Consider the following 17,919-nt stretch of genomic DNA (forward strand, 5'->3'; position numbering starts at 1 on the left):
GTCCCCGCATGGACAAAGATCGGTTAGGATCCTCCACCTTGATTAAGGGCAAAGCGGGCGGGCAGGGTCAACCGGATTCTGCCACCCGTGCCCTGTGCCGGAGATGCCGCAACGTCAGTTTTTGAAGGGTTTGCCGGATTTTTCGGCGCTCAGCGAACAGGTCATCAAGATGGCGTCAACGGCGGCTGTGCCGGGTCTGGCGTAATATCCCCGGCGGCGGCCGCTTTCCGCAAAGCCCATCCGCGCATAAAGGGCGCGGGCCGGGATGTTGTCTTCGGCCACCTCCAGGAACATCTCCTCGGCCCCATGGCGGGCGGCGATGTCCATCGCGGCCACCAGGATCTTGCGCCCCAGCCCATGGCCCTGTGCCGCAGGGTCAACGGCCAGTGTCAAAAGCTCCGCCTCCGGGGCGATGACCCGGATAAGCGCAAAGCCCATGTCCTCGCCAAAGACGGAATAAGTGGCCGGTGCAGCGTCGAAGGCCGTGAAATCGGCTTCGGACCAGATCTGACCGCGCCCGGCAAAGGCCGCGGCATGGATCGCTGCCCTCCGTGCCGGGGTCATCGGGGCAGAATCACGGGCCCGCCGTCGCGCGCGGGTGCGGCATCGGCAGGCCGCAGGTAGAGCGGGGCAGGGCGCGGCAGGTCGGCTGCGTCAAAGCGGGTGGCGGTGATCCGGGCGATGGCCGGGGCGGGATTGTCGGGGGCTTGCCGCAGGTTCGCGCCCAGCCGGGCGGCGATCTCGTCTGCCCGGTCCCCGGTGACGGTCAGGCCGGGCGCGGCCAAGCCGCTGCACTCCCCAAGCGAGACAAGCTCCGGTCCCCGACCGCAATCCTCGCCAAAGCGTTGCAGGTAGACGTGGTCGCGCCGCGCATCGATGGCGGCAAGCACAGGTTCGCGTGCCCCCCAAGCCAGCGCCTCCAGGAGCGACACGCCCACCGCCGGACGCCCCAAGGCCAGTGCCAGCCCCCGCGCCGCCGAAACCGAGATGCGGATGCCGGTGAAATTGCCCGGTCCGATGCCCACACCGATGGCGTCCAGATCGGACAGGGCCACGCCACCCTCCGCCACGACCTCGGCCACGAGCGGCATCAGCCGTTCGGCCTGCCCCTTGCCCATCGGCTCCCAAGCGCTCGCCAGAATGCGCTCGCCCGACAGCAAAGCGGCCGCGCAATGCGCGGCCGATGTGTCGAAGGCCAGGATCAGGGGCTCAGACGTTGACAGGACGCACCTCGACCACCTCGGGGATGTAGTGGCGCAAGAGGTTCTCGATCCCCATCTTGAGCGTGAGGGTGGACGACGGGCAACCCGCACAGGCCCCCTGCATGTGCAGGTAGACCACGCCGCGATCAAACCCGTGGAAGGTGATGTCGCCCCCATCCTGCGCCACGGCGGGCCGCACACGGGTGTCGAGCAGCGTCTTGATCTGGCCCACGATCTCGGCATCCTCGCCGGAATGCTCGGCATGACCGCCGGTGCCACCGCCCTCACCCTCCATCACGGGGGCGCCCGACTGGAAATGTTCCATGATCGCACCAAGGATGGCGGGCTTCACATGTTCCCATGCCATCGCCTCCGCCTTGGTGACGGTGACGAAATCGCTGCCGAAAAAGACGCCGGTCACGCCCTCCACCGCAAAGATGCGGGCGGCCAGCGGCGATTTCTGCGCCGTCTCGGCGCTGGGGAAATCGGCGGTCCCCATGTCCAGCACGGTCTGGCCGGGCAGGAACTTCAGCGTGGCCGGGTTGGGGGTGGATTCGGTCTGGATGAACATGGGGCTTATTCCTTATCGCTCCGCTCAGATATGCGTGCAGGCAGGCTCAGAGTCAAGATTTGGAACGGTTCTAAACTCTGCGCGCCGCAGCCCCGCTCCGGTTCCTATGGGTCCTCGTCCCCGTACTCCACGTGACACGACACGGTCCCGTCTTCTCTGTTTTCCAAATATCCCGGGGGGTCCGGGGGGCTGGCCCCCCGGCGGGTCGGCGCGCCAAAGGCGCGGCGAAACCCCTGCCTCAGGTGATCTGCTCCAACTGTTCCTTGCTCAGTTCCACAGGCACGATCGTGATCGGCACGGGCAGGGTGCCCGCCTGTTTCACCATCGCCGTGACCAGCGGTCCCGGCCCCGATTTGCCCGATCCAGCACCCAGCACCAGCACGCCGATCTCGGGCGCGTCCCGGATATGGGCGAGGATCTCGGTCACCGGCTCCCCCTCGCGGATCACGAGCGACGGGTCCACGCCCTGCCGGTCGCGCATCCATTTGGCGAAGACGTTGAAATGCGCCTCGATCCGTTCACGGGCCTCGGCGCGCATCACCTCGGCCACACCGATCCAGTGGTTGAATTCATCGGGGGGGATGACGGACAGGATCTCCACGCCGCCCTGCGTATGGGCGGCGCGCATCGCGGCAAAGCGCATCGCGTTCAGGCATTCACGGGTGTCGTCGAGCACGACGAGGAACTTGCGCATCCGGTCACCTTTCCAAGACCCGCATCCTGCCTTGCGCGTCTGCGCCTGTCCATGCCTGTCGACAGCGGATGAGCCGGGGCCTTGCAGGTGCTCAGCTCGACGAGCCCGAAAAGAAACCCTGCTGGTAATCCATCGAAATGCCGCCCTGTGTCTGGGCACTGCCGCGCCGGGTCGCCGCGTCACGCGGGGTGCTGCGCCCGTGTTGGGCGGCATGGTCGGGCCGGATCCGCGTCTCGGTCCGGGGGCTTTGCGCCGGGGTAGCGCGATCCTTCGGGCCGATGGCCCGTTCGGTGTGTTTGGTCTGCATGGGACGCTCCTTTGATCCGCGATCTCGGGTCGCGAGGCGGACTATAGGCCTATGCGAGATTGCAAGTCAAACACCGAGATGGCGCTAACTCTGTGCAAATTTGCTAAGCGTCCTCGGCCAGCGCAAGAAGCGCCCCCAGATCCATCCTGTCATTGACCATGCGCAACGTGCCCTGGGCGTCGCGCGGCCATTCCGTCTCGGGGCGATCGACATAGAGCTCGATCCCGTTGCCGTCCGGATCGCTCAGGTAGAGCGCCTCCGACACACCGTGATCGGCGGCCCCGTCCAGCTCCACACCCGCCTCCAGCACCCGCTTGAAAGCGCGGGCCAGCGCCACGCGGTCAGGAAAGAGAAAGGCCGTGTGATAGAGACCCACGGCATGACGCGGCGGGCGCGGCCCCCCAAGGCTTTCCCAGGTGTTCAGGCCAAGGTGGTGGTGATAGCCGCCCGCCGACAGGAATGCCGCCTGCGCCCCGTAGCGCTGCATCACCTCCAACCCGATTACATCGCGGTAAAAGGCGATGGAACGTTCCAGATCGGATACTTTCAGATGGACATGGCCGATGCGCGTCTGGGGATGGGCGGTGTAGGTCTGGGTCATGGTCAGGGTCTCCGTTCTTGCCTCCGATATGGCAAATCGGGCGCTTTCTGTCCTCCCCCGCTGCCGCACCAAACCTGTGCGCACATGGCGTGACGCGAGGTTTCGCACGACAGTCTTGCGCTGGCCCTGCTAGGCTTTCGTCCGATGCGGCAGAGGGGGGCGCGGATGGATCGGGCGGATGTGATCGTCATCGGCAGTGGCCTGTCGGGATTGGTTGCCGCATGGCACGCCGCAGAGCGCGGGCGACAGGTGCTCTTGATCGATCAGGAAGGGTCCCAATCCATCGGCGGTCAGGCATGGTGGAGCCTTGGCGGTCTCTTCATGGTCGACACGCCCGAACAGCGCCGCCTGCACATCCGGGACAGTCGGGACCTTGCCGGGGCCGATTGGGCCCTGTCGGCCGCTTTCGACCGGCCCGAGGATGCCAACCCCAAAGCCTGGGCCGAGGCCTATCTCGATTTCGCCTCCGGCCCGATGCGCGCCTATCTGCACGGATTGGGCATGCGCTGGTTTCCGGTCGTGGGCTGGGCCGAACGCCGCTACCGGGCGGGGCAGGGGCATGGCAACAGCGTGCCGCGCTTTCACATCACATGGGGCACCGGGACGGGGGTCGTGAAACCCTATGCCGCGCGCGTGACGGCGCATCCGCGCATCCGCCTGGCCTTTCGCCGCCGCGTCACGGATCTTGTGCTGACGGCGGGCCGTATCGCGGGCGTGGCAGGCGATCTGCTGGCGGAGGATGCCGCCCCCATCGGCGCCCCGACCAACCGCCGCGTCACCGGCCGATTCGAGGCGCAGGCCCAAGCCGTCATCCTTGCCACGGGCGGGATCGGGGCAAACCATGACCTTGTCCGCGCCGTCTGGCCCGTGGACAGGCTTGGGCCCGCGCCCGCGCGGATGGTGGCGGGTGTGCCCGATTACGTCGATGGCGCGATGCTGGGCCTGGCCGAAGGGGCGGGTGCGGCCATCATCAACCGCGACCGGATGTGGCATTACTGCGAAGGCCTGCAGAACTGGGACCCGATCTGGACCAATCACGGCATCCGCATCCTGCCCGGCCCCTCCTCAATCTGGCTCGACGCGACGGGCCAGCGGATGGAGCCGCCGTTCTTTCCCGGCTTCGACACGCTCGGCACGCTCAAGCGCATCCTGCAGACGGGCCATGCCCACAGCTGGTTCATCCTGACCCAATCGGTGATCGAAAAGGAATTCGCGCTCTCGGGCAGCGAACAGAACCCCGATCTGACACGCGGCGGCTGGCTGTCCGTCCTGCGCGAGCGATTGGGCAAAGGGGCGACACGGGCCGTCGAAGCCTTCAAGGACAGGGGGGCGGATTTCGTCGTGGCCCGCGACCTCGATACGCTGGTGGCGGGGATGAACCGCATCACGCCCGAGGCGACGCTCGACCCGGCCCGCATCCACGCCCAGATCGCGGCGCGCGACGCGGCCATCGACGGAACAGCCGAGGATGCGCAGGTCACGGCCATTCGCGCGGCGCGGAGCTATCTGGGCGACAAGCTGATCCGCACCGCCAGACCGCACCGGATGCTCGACCCGGCCCATGGCCCCCTGATCGCGGTGCGGCTCAACATCCTGACCCGCAAATCCCTGGGCGGGCTGCATACCGACCTGTCGGCGCGGGTGCTCAGACCCGATGGCTGCACCTTCGACGGGCTTTTCGCCGTGGGCGAGGCGGCGGGCTTCGGCGGCGGCGGGTATCACGGTTACAATGCGCTGGAAGGCACGTTTCTGGGTGGGTGCATCTTCTCGGGCAAGGTGGCGGGCGAGAGCGTCTGACGCCGCCAAAAGCCTTTGGCCCATGGGCCGAACCGCGCTTGTCCTCCCCCGATTGCGACACGCGCGAAACAGCCGGGGACCCCAAGAAAAAAATTCGCGGCCTGCGCAAAATAATCTCTTGCGCGAATATGCGAACGGCCTCATATGCCCGCCGCAAGACGCCAACGCACGCGCCTCTGTCACGGGTGGTAATCCGGGTCACCGGCCTAACCATCGCAGTTACGTAGCGACGGTAACGTCTCCCTTGGAACTTTGCGGGGCTTTCGCCCCCGGTCTGTCGGAGATGACCATGAACGCTACGATTGCCGATTTCTCGGCCTCCTTTCCCGTTGCCTCGTCCCGTATCGAAGGCTTCATCGCGGCCCATAGCTTCGACCGTCCGACGCTCGTGCTCGATATCGAGCGCGTCGAGGCGCAGTATCACGGGCTGAACGCGGGTCTGGGCAACGCCACCATCCATTACGCGGTCAAGGCCAACCCGGCCGATGCGATCATCGACCGTCTCGTCGATCTGGGCAGCCATTTCGACGCCGCCTCGCGCGGGGAAATCGAGCTGTGCCTGTCGCATGGCGCGCATCCGCAAGCGATTTCCTTCGGCAATACCGTCAAGCGCCCCTCCGACATCGCCTTTGCGCATCGCGCGGGCATCACGATGTTCGCAGCCGATGCCGCCGAGGAGATCGCCAAGATCGCCGAACATGCACCGGGCGCAGAGGTCTATATCCGCCTGCTCGTCGAAGCATCGGGCGCCGATTGGCCGCTGACGCGCAAGTTCGGCACCACGCGCGACACCGCGCTGGCGCTGATGGCGCAGGCGCGCGACCTGGGCCTGCGCCCCGCAGGTCTCAGCTTCCATGTCGGCAGCCAGACCCGCGATCCCGCGATGTGGGGCGATACGCTCGACCAGGTGGCCGCCGTCTGGCAGGCCGCGGTCGAGGCCGGGTTCGATCTCGATCTGCTCAACATCGGTGGCGGCTTCCCGGCCTTCTACGGGGAAGCGATCCCGCATCCGACCGTCTATGCCGCCCGCGTCATGGAGCAGGTGAACGCCCGCTTCCCCGAAGGCATCCGCATCATGGCCGAACCCGGTCGCGGTCTTGTGGCCGAGGCCGGCATGATCGCCGCCGAAGTGCTGCTGGTCTCCAAGAAATCCGAGGATGACCTGCACCGCTGGGTCTATCTGGACATCGGCAAGTTCTCGGGGCTTGCCGAAACCATGGACGAGGCGATCCGCTACCAGTTCGTCACCCCCCATGACGGCGAGGCGACGGGCCCCTGCATCCTGGCCGGCCCGTCCTGCGACAGCGCCGATGTGCTCTACGAAAAGCGCCCCGTGGCCCTGCCCGTGTCGCTGAAATCGGGGGACAAGGTGATGATCCGCAATTGCGGGGCCTATACCTCGTCCTATTCCTCGGTGGGCTTCAACGGCTTCCCGCCGCTCGACGTGGTCGTCATCTGACAGGCATGGATGAAAAGGGGGCCGGCATCGCCGACCCCTGTCGCATCTGGCCATGCGGTCCGCTGCGCGTTAAGGGTTGGGTGAAGCCCTAGGAAGTGGCGCACGCGAGCCATGCAAATCTACCTGCCCATCGCCGAGGTCAGCGTGAATGCCTTCATGCTGCTGGGTCTTGGCGGGCTGGTGGGGGTGCTGTCGGGCATGTTCGGCGTCGGGGGCGGCTTCCTGATCACGCCCTTGCTGTTCTTTGTGGGAATTCCGCCCGCCGTCGCGGTCGCGACCTCCACCAACCAGATCGTGGCCGCGTCCTTTTCCGCGCTTCTGGCCCATCTCAAGCGCAAGACCGTCGACATCAAGATGGGGGTCGTCTTGCTGGTGGGGGGGCTGATCGGGGCGGGCATCGGCGTGCAGGTCTTTGCCTGGCTCACCCGGCTGGGCCAGGTCGATCTGATGGTGCAGCTTTGCTATGTCGTGTTCCTGGGCACGATCGGCGCGATGATGCTGGTCGAAAGCCTGCGCGCGCTCCGGCGGGCGCGGCAGGCGGGTGGGGCTTTGCCGATCCGCAAGCAGCGCACATGGATCCATGCCCTGCCCTTCAAGATGCGGTTTCGCACCTCGGGGCTTTACATCTCGGTCATTCCGCCGGTTCTGGTGGGGCTTTTCGTGGGGCTTCTGGCCGCGATCATGGGCGTGGGCGGCGGCTTCTTCATGGTGCCTGCGATGATCTACCTTCTGGGGATGCCGACCAAGGTCGTGATCGGCACCTCGCTGTTCCAGATCATTTTCGTGACCGGCTTTGCGACGCTCTTGCATGCGACCACCAATTATACCGTCGACCTGATCCTTGCCGTTCTGCTGATCCTCGGCGGGGTCGTGGGGGCGCAGATCGGCACGGTGATCGGTGTCAGGATGAAGGCCGAACAGCTGCGCATCCTGCTGGCGCTGCTGGTGCTGGCGGTTTGCGGCAAGCTGGCGCTCGACCTGTTGCTGATGCCGGGCGAGCTCTATTCGCTGGCGGATCGGAGGGCGGGATGACGGCCGGGCGGCTCTTCGCGATGCTCATCGCGCTTGTGCTGGCAGCCGGGCCGCTCCGTGCCGAAAGCGTGGTGGCGGGCCTGAGCCAGGAGGCGATTTCCATCACCACGGATTTCGACGGGTCCGAGATCCTGATCTATGGCGCGGTCCGGCGCGACGCGCCGCCCCCCGGCACCGGGCCGATGCAGGTGGTCATCACCGTCGAAGGCCCCGACCGGTCGGTGACCGTGCGGCGCAAGGATCGCCGCTTCGGCATCTGGATCAATACAGACGCCTCCGAGATCGACGCCGCCCCCACCTTTTACGCGGTCCAAAGCTCGGCCCCCATGGCCGAGGCGCTCAGCCATACCGAGGATCTGCGCCACCGCGTCACGATCCCCATGGCGATCCGCGCGGTGGGCACGGGCCTTTTGGACCAGGATCGGTTCACCGAGGCGCTGATCCGGCTGAACCTCGAGGATGACGCCTACCAGTTGAACGAGGGGGCTGTGCGGTTCCGCGAAGAGGTGCTGTTCGACACCTCGGTCCGATTGCCCGCGAACCTGACCGAGGGGGATTACCGGGCGCGCATCTTCCTGACGCGGGGGGGGGAGGTGGTGGATGTCTACGAACAGACGATCCCCGTGCGCAAGGTCGGGCTGGAGCGTCTGATCTACAGGCTCGCCCATGAGAACCCGCTGATCTACGGGATCTTGTCGCTCCTCATCGCGGTCGGGGCGGGGTGGATGGCCTCGGCCGCCTTCCGCTACATGCGGGGATAGGGCAGGGCGCCTGGTCCCGTCGCTGTCCATGCCCGTCCATAGTCCCTTTGGCGCGGACCGGGTTGAGTTTTCCTGCCAAGATGAAGGGGGGCTCAGCCGCGCCCGACATAGGGCATCTTGGTGGCCATGATGGTCTGGAACAGGATGTTCGAGGACAGCGGCAGATCCGCCATCAGGTGGACCGCGCGGGCGACATCGGCCACGTCCATCACATGGGGGGGCGGGTCGCCGCGATCCATCGCCTGTTTGGCCGCATCGCGCAGAAGCTCGGTATCGGCATTGCCGATGTCGATCTGGCTGGCCGCGATGTCATAGGGGCGGCCATCGAGCGCGATCTGTTTCGTCAGCCCCGTGATCGCATGTTTCGTCGCCGTATAGGGCGCGGCCCCTGCGCGCGGCACATGGGCCGAGATCGACCCGTTGAGGATGATCCGCCCGCCCTGTGGCGACTGGCGGCGCATCAGGCCGAACGCCGCGCGGGCGCACAGAAACATGCCCGTCAGGTTCACATCGACCGCGCGGCGCCAATCCTCCACCGCGATTTCGTCAAGGGGTGCCGTGGGGGTGAAGACGCCCGCATTGTCGAAGAGCACGTCGAGCCTGCCCGTTTGCTCCGCGAAACGGGCGAAGGCTTCATCGACCGCTGCCGCATCGGTCACATCGAGCGGCATCGGGATGGCCCTTTCGCCATGCGCCGCTGCCAGCGCTTCCAGACGGTCGGCGCGCCGCGCGACAAGACCGATTGTCCAGCCCGCCGCCAGCATGTGTTCGGCCACGGCCAGGCCGATACCCGAGCTTGCGCCGGTCACGATCATCGTTTTGGGGGGCATGGTCGTCATGCGCTCTCCTCCGCTTCGAGGGACAGGGGGCTGGCGGGATCGGGCAGGTCCGCGATCCCCAGGGGACGGCTGGGGCGCGACAGGGCATAGCGCGTCACCCAGATCAGCTTTTCCTCGGCCCTCGTGATGGCGACATAGGCCAGCCGTTTCCACAGCGCCTGTCCCGCCTCGACCCGACCGGCGCGGGCGGCGGCGTAAAGGTCGGGGGCAAAGACCTGAACGGCGGGCCATTGCGACCCCTGCGCCTTGTGGATCGTCACCGCCGCCCCGTGCAGAAAGGCCGCCCCCATCCGCGCGGCATAGGGGATGAAGGGTTCTTCCTCGTCCGGTTTCTCGATCTTGACGATGGAGGCGGCGGAAAACCGCGGCGCTTCCGCACCGATCACATGCAGGCGCGAAAATCCGGGTTTGGAGCCGGGCCCAAGGTAGATGACGGGCGCCCCCTTGATCAGCCCCCTTGCCTCCAGATCGATGCGGCGCTTGCGGTGCTTGAGCGGCAATTCGATCCCGTCGCAGATCAGCGGCTCGCCGGGGATCAGCTGATCCTCGGGCGCGCCATGGGCCCCGCGAAAGGCGGTGATCAGCCGGATGCGCGTGGCATTGCGCCAGACCAGAACGGGCGAGCGCGCCATCAGGTCGCTGTCGGCGCGGCCCGCGATGACCACGCGGGGGTCGCGCCGCGCGGCCTCTTCGACCATGCGTTCGAAGCGTTCGAAGCTCAGCTCCGGATCTGCCAGCGCATGGGCCAGGTCGAGGATCGGGTTGTCGGCATCCTGCCTGTGGATGCGCGCCAGATCGAGCCGGTTCGCCCCCTTGATCTTGTCGAACACCATCTGGCCCGATTGGTTCACGGGGGCCAGCTGCGCGGGATCGCCGAACAGGATCAGGGTCGGAAAGATCTCGGTCAGATCGTCGAATTGCCGGTCGTCGAGCATCGAGCTTTCGTCGATCAGCCCGATGTCGAGCGGGTCTTCGCGCCGCTTCCAGCCGGTGATGAAATCCGATCCCCTGAGCCCGGCCGAGGCCAGCGCCGCAGGCACCGATTTCGTCGCCTCGTAAACCTCGCGCGCGCGGTCAAGCGCGGCATCGGTCAGGGCCTCGATCACGGGGCGTTCGCCCTGACCGGCCAGCCATTCCGCGACCCTTTCGAATTCGGGGTCATAGACGGGGGTGTAAAGGATGCGGTGGATCGTGGTCGCAGGCACGCCGCGCCCGCGCAGCACGCTTGCGGCCTTGTTCGTGGGGGCAAGAACGGCGGCGGTGCGGCGATCCTTGCGCCGCCGTCCCTCCCAATCGCCCGAGATGATGTCGACGCCCGCCGCCTGAAGCGCGCGGACCAGTTCCGCCAGCAAAAGCGTCTTGCCCGATCCGGCCTTGCCCACAACGGCCATCACGCGGCCGCGCCCCTCGGCCATGGGCGTCAGGGTCTCGTTCTCGAGATCCACGCCCATCTCGCGCAGCGCCTCGGCGATGCGGTCATGGGCCTGGGCCTGATCCTCGGAATAGGCGATGACGGGGGCGTTCATGGCGCGGACCCTAGCCCGCAGAGGGCGGGAGGGCGAGAGGCAAACCGCGCAGCGCGCGCCTGTCAGCCGCGCCCGATATCCTCCAGGATGCGCGACAGCCGCACCGGGGCCAGATCGGGGGCTTCGGCCTCGATCCGGTCGGCCCGGCCCGTCAGGGCCAGGGCTGCGGTGCGGGCAAGCGCGCGCGCAGTGTCCGATCCCGAAAAGACCTCTGCGATGGAAGCATCGGCAGCCAGCAGCGCCCGGATCAGGGCCAGCGCCCGCGTGTCGCGATCAAGGTCGGACAGGCTGTCGAGAAAGACGGTATCATCCCCTTCGGCATGGGTCAGCGCCTCCAGCACCCGTTCCAGAAGCGCCTCGGTGGCGTCATCGTAGGTCATGCATTTTTCCTTGCTGCGAGACCGGGGTTCTTCCCGCTTCGGGCGCTTTGCGCCGTCGGTTTCCATGCAGGCCGAAATAGAAAAGACGCCGCCCGCACTCAACAGCGCGGGCGGAAACAATCATTGCAAAACAATTGGTTAAAATGCGGCGGATAACGGCCGTTGATATGCCTTACGTCCAGCGGGTGGCGAAATTCTCGGGCAAGAGAAGGTTGTGCCGGCCAAGGTTGGCCACGTCCCGTTCCCCGCAAAGCGCCATGGTCGTGTCCAGTTCCTTGTGGATCACCTGCAACGCCTTGGTCACGCCCGCCTCGCCCATCGCGCCCAGACCATAGACAAAGGCGCGGCCGATCATCGTGCCCTTGGCCCCGAGCGCCAGCGCCTTGAGCACGTCCTGACCCGAGCGGATGCCGCTGTCGAGATGCACCTCGATCTTGTCGCCCACCGCATCCATGATCTGCGGCAGCATCCGGATCGAGGACAGCGCGCCATCAAGCTGGCGGCCACCGTGGTTCGATACGACGATGGCATCGGCGCCGACGTCGAGCGCTTTCTTCGCATCCTCGGGGTCGAGAATGCCCTTGAGGATGACGGGGCCGTCCCACCAGCTGCGGAATTCCTTGATCCGCTCCCAGTCGAGCGAGGGATCGAAGGCTTCGGCGGTCCAGCTCCCCAGAGATGTCGGATCGGTCACGCCCTTGGCATGGCCCACGATATTGCCGAAAAAGCGCCGCTTGGTCTGCAGCATCTCGAGCCCCCATGGAACCTTGGTCGCAAGGTTCAGGATCGAGGAGGGCGTCAGTTTCGGCGGCGCGCTGAGGCCGTTCTTCAGGTCCTTGTGCCGCTGGCCCAGGATCTGCAGGTCGACCGTGATCACCAGCGCCGAACATTTCGCATCCTTGGCGCGGGCGAAAAGCCGCTTCATGAACTCGTCGTCTTTCAGCGTATAGACCTGAAACCAGAAGGGTTTGGTGGTGTGGCTCGCCACATCCTCGATGGAACAGATCGACATCGTCGACAGCGTGAAGGGCACGCCGAATTTTTCCGCGGCCCGCGCGGCCTTGATCTCGCCATCGGCCGATTGCATCCCGCACAGCCCCACCGGGGCCAGCGCCACGGGCATGGTGTAATCCTGTCCGACCATCTTGGCGGCGGTGGTCCGTCCGGCCATGTCCACCGCGATGCGCTGGCGCAACCGGATCTCGTCGAAATCCGAGCAATTCTCGCGGAAGGTCTGTTCCGTCCAGCTGCCCGTCTCGGCGTAATCGTAGAACATCTTGGGCACGCGGCGCTTGTATATCCGCTTGAGGTCCTCGATCTCGGTGATGACGGGCATGTTCGGTATTCCTCCCCCCAAGGCGACCGGAAATTGGTCAGGTTTTTGTACCAATACCGGGGCGCGCGATGCAATGCGTCAGTTGCACCCGCCTGCGTGATCTGGGCAGATGGCGCGCGACAAAGATGCTCGAGGAAATGGCCATGACCAAGCCGCGTTACACCGATCTTGTCCTGTCGCTGCCCGCGACCGTTCCTTTCGTCGGTCCCGAAACGCAGGAGCGTGCGCGCGGCGCGGCCTTCGCCGCCCGTCTGGGCGCGAACGAAAGCGTTTTCGGCCCCAGCCCCCAAGCCGTCGCCGCCATCGCCAAATCCGCCTCCGAGGCGTGGATGTATGGCGACCCCGAGGTGTGGGAGCTGCGCGAAGCGATCGCTACGCATCATGGCGTCAGGGCGGCGAATGTCGTGGTGGGCGAAGGGATCGACGGGCTTTTGGGCTATCTCGTGCGGCTTCTGATCGGGCCGGGCGATGCGGTCGTGACCTCCGACGGGGCCTATCCGACCTTCAACTACCATGTGGCGGGCTTTGGCGGCGCGCTGCACAAGGTCCCCTATCGCGGCGATCACGAAGACCCTGAGGCGCTTTTGGCCAAGGCGCGGGAGGTTGACGCAAAGCTCGTCTATGTCGCCAATCCCGACAACCCGATGGGCAGCTGGCATGACGCCGCCACCGTGCAGGCCATGATCGATGCCCTGCCCGAGGGCTGCGTTCTTGCGCTGGACGAGGCCTATGCCGATACGGCCCCCGCCAATGCCATCCCGCCGCTCGACATGACCCATCCCCGCGTGATCCGTCTGCGCACCTTTTCCAAGGCTTACGGGCTGGCCGGGTTGCGCGTGGGCTATGCGCTGGCCGAGCCGGATTTCATCGCCGCCTTCAACCGCATCCGCCATCATTTCGGTCTGGGCCGGGTGGCACAGGCGGGCGCGCTCGCGGCCTTGGCCGATCAGGATCACCTGCAGGCGACCGTGGCCCGCATCGCCGCCGCCCGCGACAAGATCGCCGCCATCGCGCGCGACAACGGCCTGACGCCCCTGCCATCCGCCACCAATTTCGTCACCGTGGATTGCGGCCGCGACGGGGCTTTTGCCCGTGCTGTTCTGGCGGGGCTGGTGGGGCAGGGTGTCTTTGTCCGCATGCCCTTCACCGCGCCGCAGGATCGCTGCATCCGGATCTCCGCAGGCACCGATGCCGATCTCGCCCTCCTGGCCAAGGCTCTGCCCCGCGCCCTGGCCGAGGCCGGGTCACGCTGATGTGACTTTCCTTCCCGCCGCTGGAACCCTCCATCCGACATCCCTCAACCGGAGATGACGATCATGCGCTACCCGTCCCGCCCTCTCGCCATCCTCGCGGCCCTGCTTCTGACGACAGGGGCTGCCGTGGCGCAAATGAACCATTCCGATCATGGGGGCCACGCGGGCCACGGGGCGCATGGCATGCAGGGCGCCACACCCTCGACCGGCCCCGCCGAAGATGCCTTTCGTGCCGCCAATGACGCGATGCATGGCGGGATGGACATCACCTATACCGGCGATGCCGATGCCGATTTCATCCGCGGCATGATCCCCCACCACGAAGGTGCGGTCGCCATGGCCCGCATCGTGCTGGAACACGGCGACGATCCCGAAACCCGCGCCCTGGCCGAACAGATCATCGCCGCCCAAGAGGCCGAGATCGCCTGGATGCGTGACTGGCTGGCGCGGAACGGCTACTGAGCGGCCTTCCCCTGCGACAAAATGGCACTACCTGCCTTGGGGTGATGAACCCTCGGGGCTGCGCCATGACCGCCTTTCGCCTGCTTTACACCTTGGCACTGGCCCTGACGGTCTTTGCGCTTTTCGTTCTCTGGGTCCTGACCGGCCTCTTGGGCGTGATCCTGGCCGCCATGCTCACCCATACGCTCCTGCGCCTTGCCGAACGCCAGCACGACGGCCAACTGGCCGCCGCCCGCAAGGCCGCAGAGGACGACAGGCTCCGCGCCTTCCGCCGCTAGAGCATGTCGCGCAAAAGTGGGACCCGGTTTTGTGCTTCCCGGACATGCGAAATCAAAAGGTTATAGTGCGGCGCGTGAATGCGGATGAACGCGGGCGGGCTCTAACGCCTCAGCCCTCGGCGATGACGTTGATGGCGGCTTCCAGCCCCGTGGGCCCGTGCGGGATCTGCAACGCGGCCATCCCCGCCTGAAGCCCCGCCAGAAGCCCCAGAACCATATGGGCGTTCACATGGCCCATATGCCCGATCCGCAGGAAATCCTCTTTCTGGCCATCGGCGCCTTCGACCCCGCCCAGCGGGATGCCCAGCGTGACGCCTGCATTGGCCGTCATCCAGTCGCGCAGGCGCTGACCGTTGCCCGCGCCGAAATTCACCGTGGTCACGGCATGGCTGCGCCTGGTCTCGGCGGCGATGTTGGGGCGGGCGGGGCCTGCCTGACCCCAGACCTCGACCGCGGCCCAGACGGCGCGCGCCAGCGTCGCATGCCGGGCCCAGACGTTGTCCAGCCCCTCTTCCTTGATCATGTCGAGCGCCGTCCGCAGCCCATAGAGGTGATGGGTCGGTGCCGTACCGTTAAAATACTTGTAATATTCATCGGGCTCGACGCGCGGCCGCCAATCCCAATAGGGCGTCACGAGGTTAGCACGCCCCCGCGCCGCATCCGCCTTGTCGTTGAAAAAGACAAAGGCCATGCCGGGCGGTGTCATCAGCCCCTTCTGGCTGCCCGTGACCATCACGTCGACGCCCCAATCGTCCATGTGGAATTCGTCGCAGGCAAGGCAGGCGATATTGTCCGAGAACAAGAGCGCGGGATGCCCCGCCTCGTCCAACGTGCGGCGCAGCGCCGGGATGTCGTTTCGCACACTGGTCGAGGTATCGACCTGCACCGCCAGAACCGCCTTGATCTTGTGGCCCGTGTCGGCGGCCAGCGCCTCGGCCACGCGGGCCATGTCGATGTCCGAGCGTTGGCCGAAATCGATCACCTGCGCATCGACGCCCATGGCGGTCGCCATCTCGCCCCAGCCCAGACAGAACCGCCCGGTGCCCAGGATCAGGATACGATCGCCCCGCGACAGCGTGTTGACCAGCGCCGCCTCCCAGGCCCCGTGGCCATTGGCGATATACATCGCGACATTATGCTTGGTGCGCGCCACGGCCTTCAGGTCGGGAACAAGGCTGTGGGTCAGCTCCACCATTTCGCCGGTGTAGATATTCGGCGCGGGGCGGTGCATCGCCTGCAGCACCCGGTCGGGCATGACCGAAGGTCCCGGAATCGCAAGATAATGGCGGCCATTGGCAAGGCTCATGTCGGGGGCTCCCTCGGTCACGGACGGATCAGGGGTAAATCGCGGCCGGGGCAGGGTCAATCGGCCCCGGCGGCTTGGCAGCGCCGCGCGGCATGATTAGCTGTGGGATGCGAATTCAACGGAGGTGATGATGCCGGGCGAACGGGCGACAGACCGGGTGGTTCTCGGGATCGGCGGCGCGGATCGCGCCAAGTTCCTGCATGGCCTGGTGACCCGCGATGTGGGGCCGCCGGGCGCGGGCCTGACCTATTCCGCGATCCTGACGCCGCAGGGCAAGTACCTGGCCGATTTCTTCCTGCTCGACCGGGGCGATGACATCTTGCTCGACGTTCAGGCGGAGCTTGCCCCGAAACTGGCGCAGCGGCTGTCCATGTATCGCCTGCGCGCTGATGTGACGATCACCGACAGCGGGCTTTCGGTCGCCCGTGGCCTTGGCGATCCGCCCGAGGGAGCCTTTGCCGATCCCCGCGATCCGTCGCTGGGCTGGCGCGGCTATGGCATGGACGGGGGCGCGCCCGTGATCGATTGGGATGCGATCCGCGTCGCCGCCTGCATCCCCGAGACGGGCATCGAGCTCATCCCCGACGACACCTATATCCTCGAGGCGGGCTTTGACCGTCTCTCGGGGGTCGATCACCGCAAGGGCTGCTATGTCGGCCAGGAGGTGACGGCCCGCATGAAGCACAAGACCGAATTGCGCAAAGGTCTGGTGACGGTCGCGGTCACAGGCGCGGCCCCGGTCGGCACGCCCATCATGGCCGGCGACCGCGAGGCGGGCGTGCTCTACACCCAGGCCGGCGGGCAGGGCATCGCCTATCTGCGCTTCGACCGGGCGGGGGAGCCGATGACGGCGGGCGATGCAAAAGTGACATGGAAACCGGCCTGACCCTGTGGGCAAGCCTGTGAAGCGATCCGGTTTCTGAAAGCCTTTCCTCGCCGCCGGGGCCTGCACGGCAAACCTGCAGGTTTGCACCCTATTCCGCCAGCCGCAGCCGGATCGGTCCCTTGGCGCTGCGCACATCCACCGCCACGCCGCCCTGTGTCGCCACCAGCGGCAGGTCTGCCGCCACACGCCGCACCTCTGCCATCAGGGGCCGCCAATCGGGCGACAAAAGCCGCGCGGCCTCCGACGGGCAAAAGCTGGCGCGCGGCCCCCGCCGATGCGCCAGCTCCATCAGGGTCGCCGCGATGGCCTCCTCGGGGATCACTCCGCCGCCTTCACCTTGTCTTGCGTCTTCAAGTCGAAATCCGACGCATCGTGGCGTTCCCACAGCTGCGTCTCGGGCGGGCCATAGGTCCGGTTCACCATCCGTCCGCGCTGCACCGCGGGACGGGCAAAGAACCGTTCCGCCCAGGCGATCACATGGGGATAGTCCTGCACCGACAGGAATTCGCCCGCCTCATAGGCCTCCCCCAGCGCCAGCCGCCCGTACCAGGGGCAGATCGCGATATCGGCGATCGTGTAGCTGTCGCCCAGCATCCATTCCCGCCCCTCCAGATGCCGGTTCAACACGTCCATCTGGCGCTTGGCCTCCATCGCGAACCGGTTGATCGGATATTCCATCGGATAGGGCGCATAGGCGTAGAAATGCCCGAACCCGCCGCCCAGGTAGGGCGCGCTGCCCATCTGCCACATGAGCCATGACAAGAGCTCCGGCCGTTCCTCGGGCCGACCCAGGAAATCACCGAATTTCTCGGCCAGGTGCATCAGGATCGCCCCCGATTCGAAGACGCGCACCGGCGTCTCGCCGCTCCGGTCCATCAGCGCGGGGATCTTGGAATTGGGGTTCACCTCGACAAAGCCGCTGCCGAACTGGTCGCCATCCCCGATCCGGATCAGCCAGGCGTCGTATTCGGCGGCGTGCCCTGCGGCCAGCAATTCCTCGAACATCACCGTGACCTTCACCCCGTTGGGCGTGGCCAGCGAATACAGCTGGAACGGGTGCTTGCCGACGGGCAAGTCCTTGTCATGGGTCGCCCCCGCGATGGGCCGGTTCAGACCCGCCCATTTGCCGCCGTTCTCCTTGTCCCAGGTCCAGACCTTGGGGGGTGTGTAGCTCTCGGTCATCGCTGTCTTCCCTGTCGCTGCAAGTGCACGTTGCCCCACGACATAGG

The 17,919-nt window shown here is 66.4% G+C and carries 21 protein-coding genes; 8 read left to right on the forward strand and 13 right to left on the reverse strand.

Annotated elements, in window-relative coordinates:
• Positions 1-114: 114 nt before the first annotated feature.
• From rimI to AABA51_RS02400, 6 genes are all read right to left on the reverse strand, one after another.
• Entirely contained in the window at positions 115-564 is a 450-nt protein-coding gene (gene rimI / locus AABA51_RS02375) for a ribosomal protein S18-alanine N-acetyltransferase (RefSeq protein WP_338274044.1), read from the reverse strand.
• The gene (gene tsaB / locus AABA51_RS02380) at positions 561-1,223 is read right to left on the reverse strand and encodes a tRNA (adenosine(37)-N6)-threonylcarbamoyltransferase complex dimerization subunit type 1 TsaB (protein WP_338276397.1); all 663 of its coding nucleotides are present in this window, start codon (positions 1,221-1,223) and stop codon (positions 561-563) included. Before tsaB ends, rimI begins: the two co-directional genes overlap by 4 nt.
• On the reverse strand, positions 1,210-1,773 hold the full coding sequence (locus AABA51_RS02385) for a NifU family protein (protein WP_338274045.1): 564 nt from the start codon (positions 1,771-1,773) through the stop codon (positions 1,210-1,212). Before AABA51_RS02385 ends, tsaB begins: the two co-directional genes overlap by 14 nt.
• 238 nt (positions 1,774-2,011) lie before the next feature.
• Complete coding sequence (locus AABA51_RS02390) at positions 2,012-2,467, reverse strand: universal stress protein (RefSeq protein ID WP_338274047.1); 456 nt, start codon at positions 2,465-2,467, stop codon at positions 2,012-2,014.
• A gap of 91 nt (positions 2,468-2,558) precedes the next feature.
• Positions 2,559-2,774 (reverse strand): hypothetical protein, encoded by a 216-nt coding sequence (locus AABA51_RS02395; RefSeq protein ID WP_338274049.1) that lies wholly within the window; start codon positions 2,772-2,774, stop codon positions 2,559-2,561.
• Between the two features lie 103 nt (positions 2,775-2,877).
• Positions 2,878-3,375 carry a VOC family protein gene (locus AABA51_RS02400; protein ID WP_338274051.1) on the reverse strand — a complete coding sequence of 166 codons (498 nt, stop codon included), beginning with the start codon at positions 3,373-3,375 and terminating at the stop codon, positions 2,878-2,880.
• 165 nt (positions 3,376-3,540) lie between these two features.
• Between AABA51_RS02400 and AABA51_RS02405 the strand changes: the two genes are divergently transcribed.
• The 4 genes from AABA51_RS02405 to AABA51_RS02420 all read left to right on the forward strand — a co-directional run bounded on the left by AABA51_RS02405 (position 3,541) and on the right by AABA51_RS02420 (position 8,424).
• Positions 3,541-5,172 (forward strand): FAD-binding dehydrogenase, encoded by a 1,632-nt coding sequence (locus tag AABA51_RS02405; protein ID WP_338274053.1) that lies wholly within the window; start codon positions 3,541-3,543, stop codon positions 5,170-5,172.
• A 289-nt stretch (positions 5,173-5,461) separates the two neighbouring features.
• A complete protein-coding gene (locus AABA51_RS02410; RefSeq protein WP_338274055.1) occupies positions 5,462-6,631 on the forward strand; it encodes a type III PLP-dependent enzyme in 1,170 nt (389 codons plus the stop codon).
• A 111-nt stretch (positions 6,632-6,742) separates the two neighbouring features.
• The gene (locus AABA51_RS02415) at positions 6,743-7,663 is read left to right on the forward strand and encodes a sulfite exporter TauE/SafE family protein (protein ID WP_338274057.1); all 921 of its coding nucleotides are present in this window, start codon (positions 6,743-6,745) and stop codon (positions 7,661-7,663) included.
• Positions 7,660-8,424, forward strand: a complete 765-nt coding sequence (locus tag AABA51_RS02420) for a TIGR02186 family protein (protein WP_338274059.1) — start codon at positions 7,660-7,662, stop codon at positions 8,422-8,424. Before AABA51_RS02415 ends, AABA51_RS02420 begins: the two co-directional genes overlap by 4 nt.
• A 92-nt stretch (positions 8,425-8,516) precedes the next feature.
• On the opposite strand, the gene AABA51_RS02425 is transcribed toward AABA51_RS02420, so the two are convergent.
• The 4 genes from AABA51_RS02425 to AABA51_RS02440 all read right to left on the reverse strand — a co-directional run bounded on the left by AABA51_RS02425 (position 8,517) and on the right by AABA51_RS02440 (position 12,505).
• Complete coding sequence (locus tag AABA51_RS02425; protein WP_338274062.1) at positions 8,517-9,263, reverse strand: SDR family oxidoreductase; 747 nt, start codon at positions 9,261-9,263, stop codon at positions 8,517-8,519.
• Complete coding sequence (locus AABA51_RS02430; RefSeq protein ID WP_338274064.1) at positions 9,260-10,789, reverse strand: ATP-dependent DNA helicase; 1,530 nt, start codon at positions 10,787-10,789, stop codon at positions 9,260-9,262. Before AABA51_RS02430 ends, AABA51_RS02425 begins: the two co-directional genes overlap by 4 nt.
• Positions 10,790-10,851: 62 nt before the next feature.
• Positions 10,852-11,169 (reverse strand): hypothetical protein, encoded by a 318-nt coding sequence (locus AABA51_RS02435; protein ID WP_338274066.1) that lies wholly within the window; start codon positions 11,167-11,169, stop codon positions 10,852-10,854.
• A 172-nt stretch (positions 11,170-11,341) separates the two neighbouring features.
• Entirely contained in the window at positions 11,342-12,505 is a 1,164-nt protein-coding gene (locus tag AABA51_RS02440; protein WP_338274068.1) for an alpha-hydroxy acid oxidase, read from the reverse strand.
• Positions 12,506-12,648: 143 nt separating this feature from the next.
• Between AABA51_RS02440 and AABA51_RS02445 the strand changes: the two genes are divergently transcribed.
• The 3 genes from AABA51_RS02445 (at position 12,649) to AABA51_RS02455 (ending at position 14,498) form a co-directional block, all read left to right on the forward strand.
• Entirely contained in the window at positions 12,649-13,758 is a 1,110-nt protein-coding gene (locus AABA51_RS02445) for a pyridoxal phosphate-dependent aminotransferase (protein ID WP_338274069.1), read from the forward strand.
• Between the two features lie 63 nt (positions 13,759-13,821).
• Positions 13,822-14,220 (forward strand): CopM family metallochaperone, encoded by a 399-nt coding sequence (gene copM, locus AABA51_RS02450; RefSeq protein WP_338274072.1) that lies wholly within the window; start codon positions 13,822-13,824, stop codon positions 14,218-14,220.
• A 65-nt stretch (positions 14,221-14,285) separates the two neighbouring features.
• The gene (locus AABA51_RS02455; RefSeq protein WP_338274075.1) at positions 14,286-14,498 is read left to right on the forward strand and encodes a hypothetical protein; all 213 of its coding nucleotides are present in this window, start codon (positions 14,286-14,288) and stop codon (positions 14,496-14,498) included.
• 109 nt (positions 14,499-14,607) lie between these two features.
• Here the strand turns inward: AABA51_RS02455 and AABA51_RS02460 are convergent, their stop codons facing one another.
• Entirely contained in the window at positions 14,608-15,804 is a 1,197-nt protein-coding gene (locus AABA51_RS02460; RefSeq protein ID WP_338276399.1) for a pyridoxal-phosphate-dependent aminotransferase family protein, read from the reverse strand.
• 130 nt (positions 15,805-15,934) lie between these two features.
• Here AABA51_RS02460 and AABA51_RS02465 point away from each other — a divergent pair, with 130 nt between their 5' ends.
• Positions 15,935-16,690, forward strand: a complete 756-nt coding sequence (locus AABA51_RS02465; RefSeq protein WP_338276401.1) for a YgfZ/GcvT domain-containing protein — start codon at positions 15,935-15,937, stop codon at positions 16,688-16,690.
• An 88-nt stretch (positions 16,691-16,778) separates the two neighbouring features.
• On the opposite strand, the gene AABA51_RS02470 is transcribed toward AABA51_RS02465, so the two are convergent.
• Positions 16,779-17,012: a DUF3253 domain-containing protein gene (locus AABA51_RS02470; protein WP_338274078.1), complete on the reverse strand. Its 234-nt coding sequence runs from the start codon at positions 17,010-17,012 to the stop codon at positions 16,779-16,781.
• Entirely contained in the window at positions 17,009-17,872 is an 864-nt protein-coding gene (gene yghU, locus AABA51_RS02475; RefSeq protein ID WP_338274080.1) for a glutathione-dependent disulfide-bond oxidoreductase, read from the reverse strand. Before yghU ends, AABA51_RS02470 begins: the two co-directional genes overlap by 4 nt.
• Positions 17,873-17,919 lie beyond the last annotated feature (47 nt).

This window comes from Roseicyclus marinus (assembly GCF_036322625.1).
Lineage (GTDB): Bacteria > Pseudomonadota > Alphaproteobacteria > Rhodobacterales > Rhodobacteraceae > Roseicyclus > Roseicyclus marinus_A.

Excerpts from the sequence above, each read along its gene's own strand:
- rimI (WP_338274044.1), bottom strand. The coding sequence starts at position 564 with ATGACCCCGGCACGGAGGGCAGCGATCCATGCCGCGGCCTTTGCCGGG.
- AABA51_RS02385 (WP_338274045.1), bottom strand. The coding sequence starts at position 1,773 with ATGTTCATCCAGACCGAATCCACCCCCAACCCGGCCACGCTGAAGTTC.
- AABA51_RS02390 (WP_338274047.1), bottom strand. The coding sequence starts at position 2,467 with ATGCGCAAGTTCCTCGTCGTGCTCGACGACACCCGTGAATGCCTGAAC.
- AABA51_RS02395 (WP_338274049.1), bottom strand. The coding sequence starts at position 2,774 with ATGCAGACCAAACACACCGAACGGGCCATCGGCCCGAAGGATCGCGCT.
- AABA51_RS02400 (WP_338274051.1), bottom strand. The coding sequence starts at position 3,375 with ATGACCCAGACCTACACCGCCCATCCCCAGACGCGCATCGGCCATGTC.
- AABA51_RS02405 (WP_338274053.1), top strand. The coding sequence starts at position 3,541 with ATGGATCGGGCGGATGTGATCGTCATCGGCAGTGGCCTGTCGGGATTG.
- AABA51_RS02410 (WP_338274055.1), top strand. The coding sequence starts at position 5,462 with ATGAACGCTACGATTGCCGATTTCTCGGCCTCCTTTCCCGTTGCCTCG.
- AABA51_RS02415 (WP_338274057.1), top strand. The coding sequence starts at position 6,743 with ATGCAAATCTACCTGCCCATCGCCGAGGTCAGCGTGAATGCCTTCATG.
- AABA51_RS02420 (WP_338274059.1), top strand. The coding sequence starts at position 7,660 with ATGACGGCCGGGCGGCTCTTCGCGATGCTCATCGCGCTTGTGCTGGCA.
- AABA51_RS02425 (WP_338274062.1), bottom strand. The coding sequence starts at position 9,263 with ATGACGACCATGCCCCCCAAAACGATGATCGTGACCGGCGCAAGCTCG.
- AABA51_RS02430 (WP_338274064.1), bottom strand. The coding sequence starts at position 10,789 with ATGAACGCCCCCGTCATCGCCTATTCCGAGGATCAGGCCCAGGCCCAT.
- AABA51_RS02435 (WP_338274066.1), bottom strand. The coding sequence starts at position 11,169 with ATGACCTACGATGACGCCACCGAGGCGCTTCTGGAACGGGTGCTGGAG.
- AABA51_RS02440 (WP_338274068.1), bottom strand. The coding sequence starts at position 12,505 with ATGCCCGTCATCACCGAGATCGAGGACCTCAAGCGGATATACAAGCGC.
- AABA51_RS02445 (WP_338274069.1), top strand. The coding sequence starts at position 12,649 with ATGACCAAGCCGCGTTACACCGATCTTGTCCTGTCGCTGCCCGCGACC.
- copM (WP_338274072.1), top strand. The coding sequence starts at position 13,822 with ATGCGCTACCCGTCCCGCCCTCTCGCCATCCTCGCGGCCCTGCTTCTG.
- AABA51_RS02455 (WP_338274075.1), top strand. The coding sequence starts at position 14,286 with ATGACCGCCTTTCGCCTGCTTTACACCTTGGCACTGGCCCTGACGGTC.
- AABA51_RS02460 (WP_338276399.1), bottom strand. The coding sequence starts at position 15,804 with ATGAGCCTTGCCAATGGCCGCCATTATCTTGCGATTCCGGGACCTTCG.
- AABA51_RS02465 (WP_338276401.1), top strand. The coding sequence starts at position 15,935 with ATGCCGGGCGAACGGGCGACAGACCGGGTGGTTCTCGGGATCGGCGGC.
- yghU (WP_338274080.1), bottom strand. The coding sequence starts at position 17,872 with ATGACCGAGAGCTACACACCCCCCAAGGTCTGGACCTGGGACAAGGAG.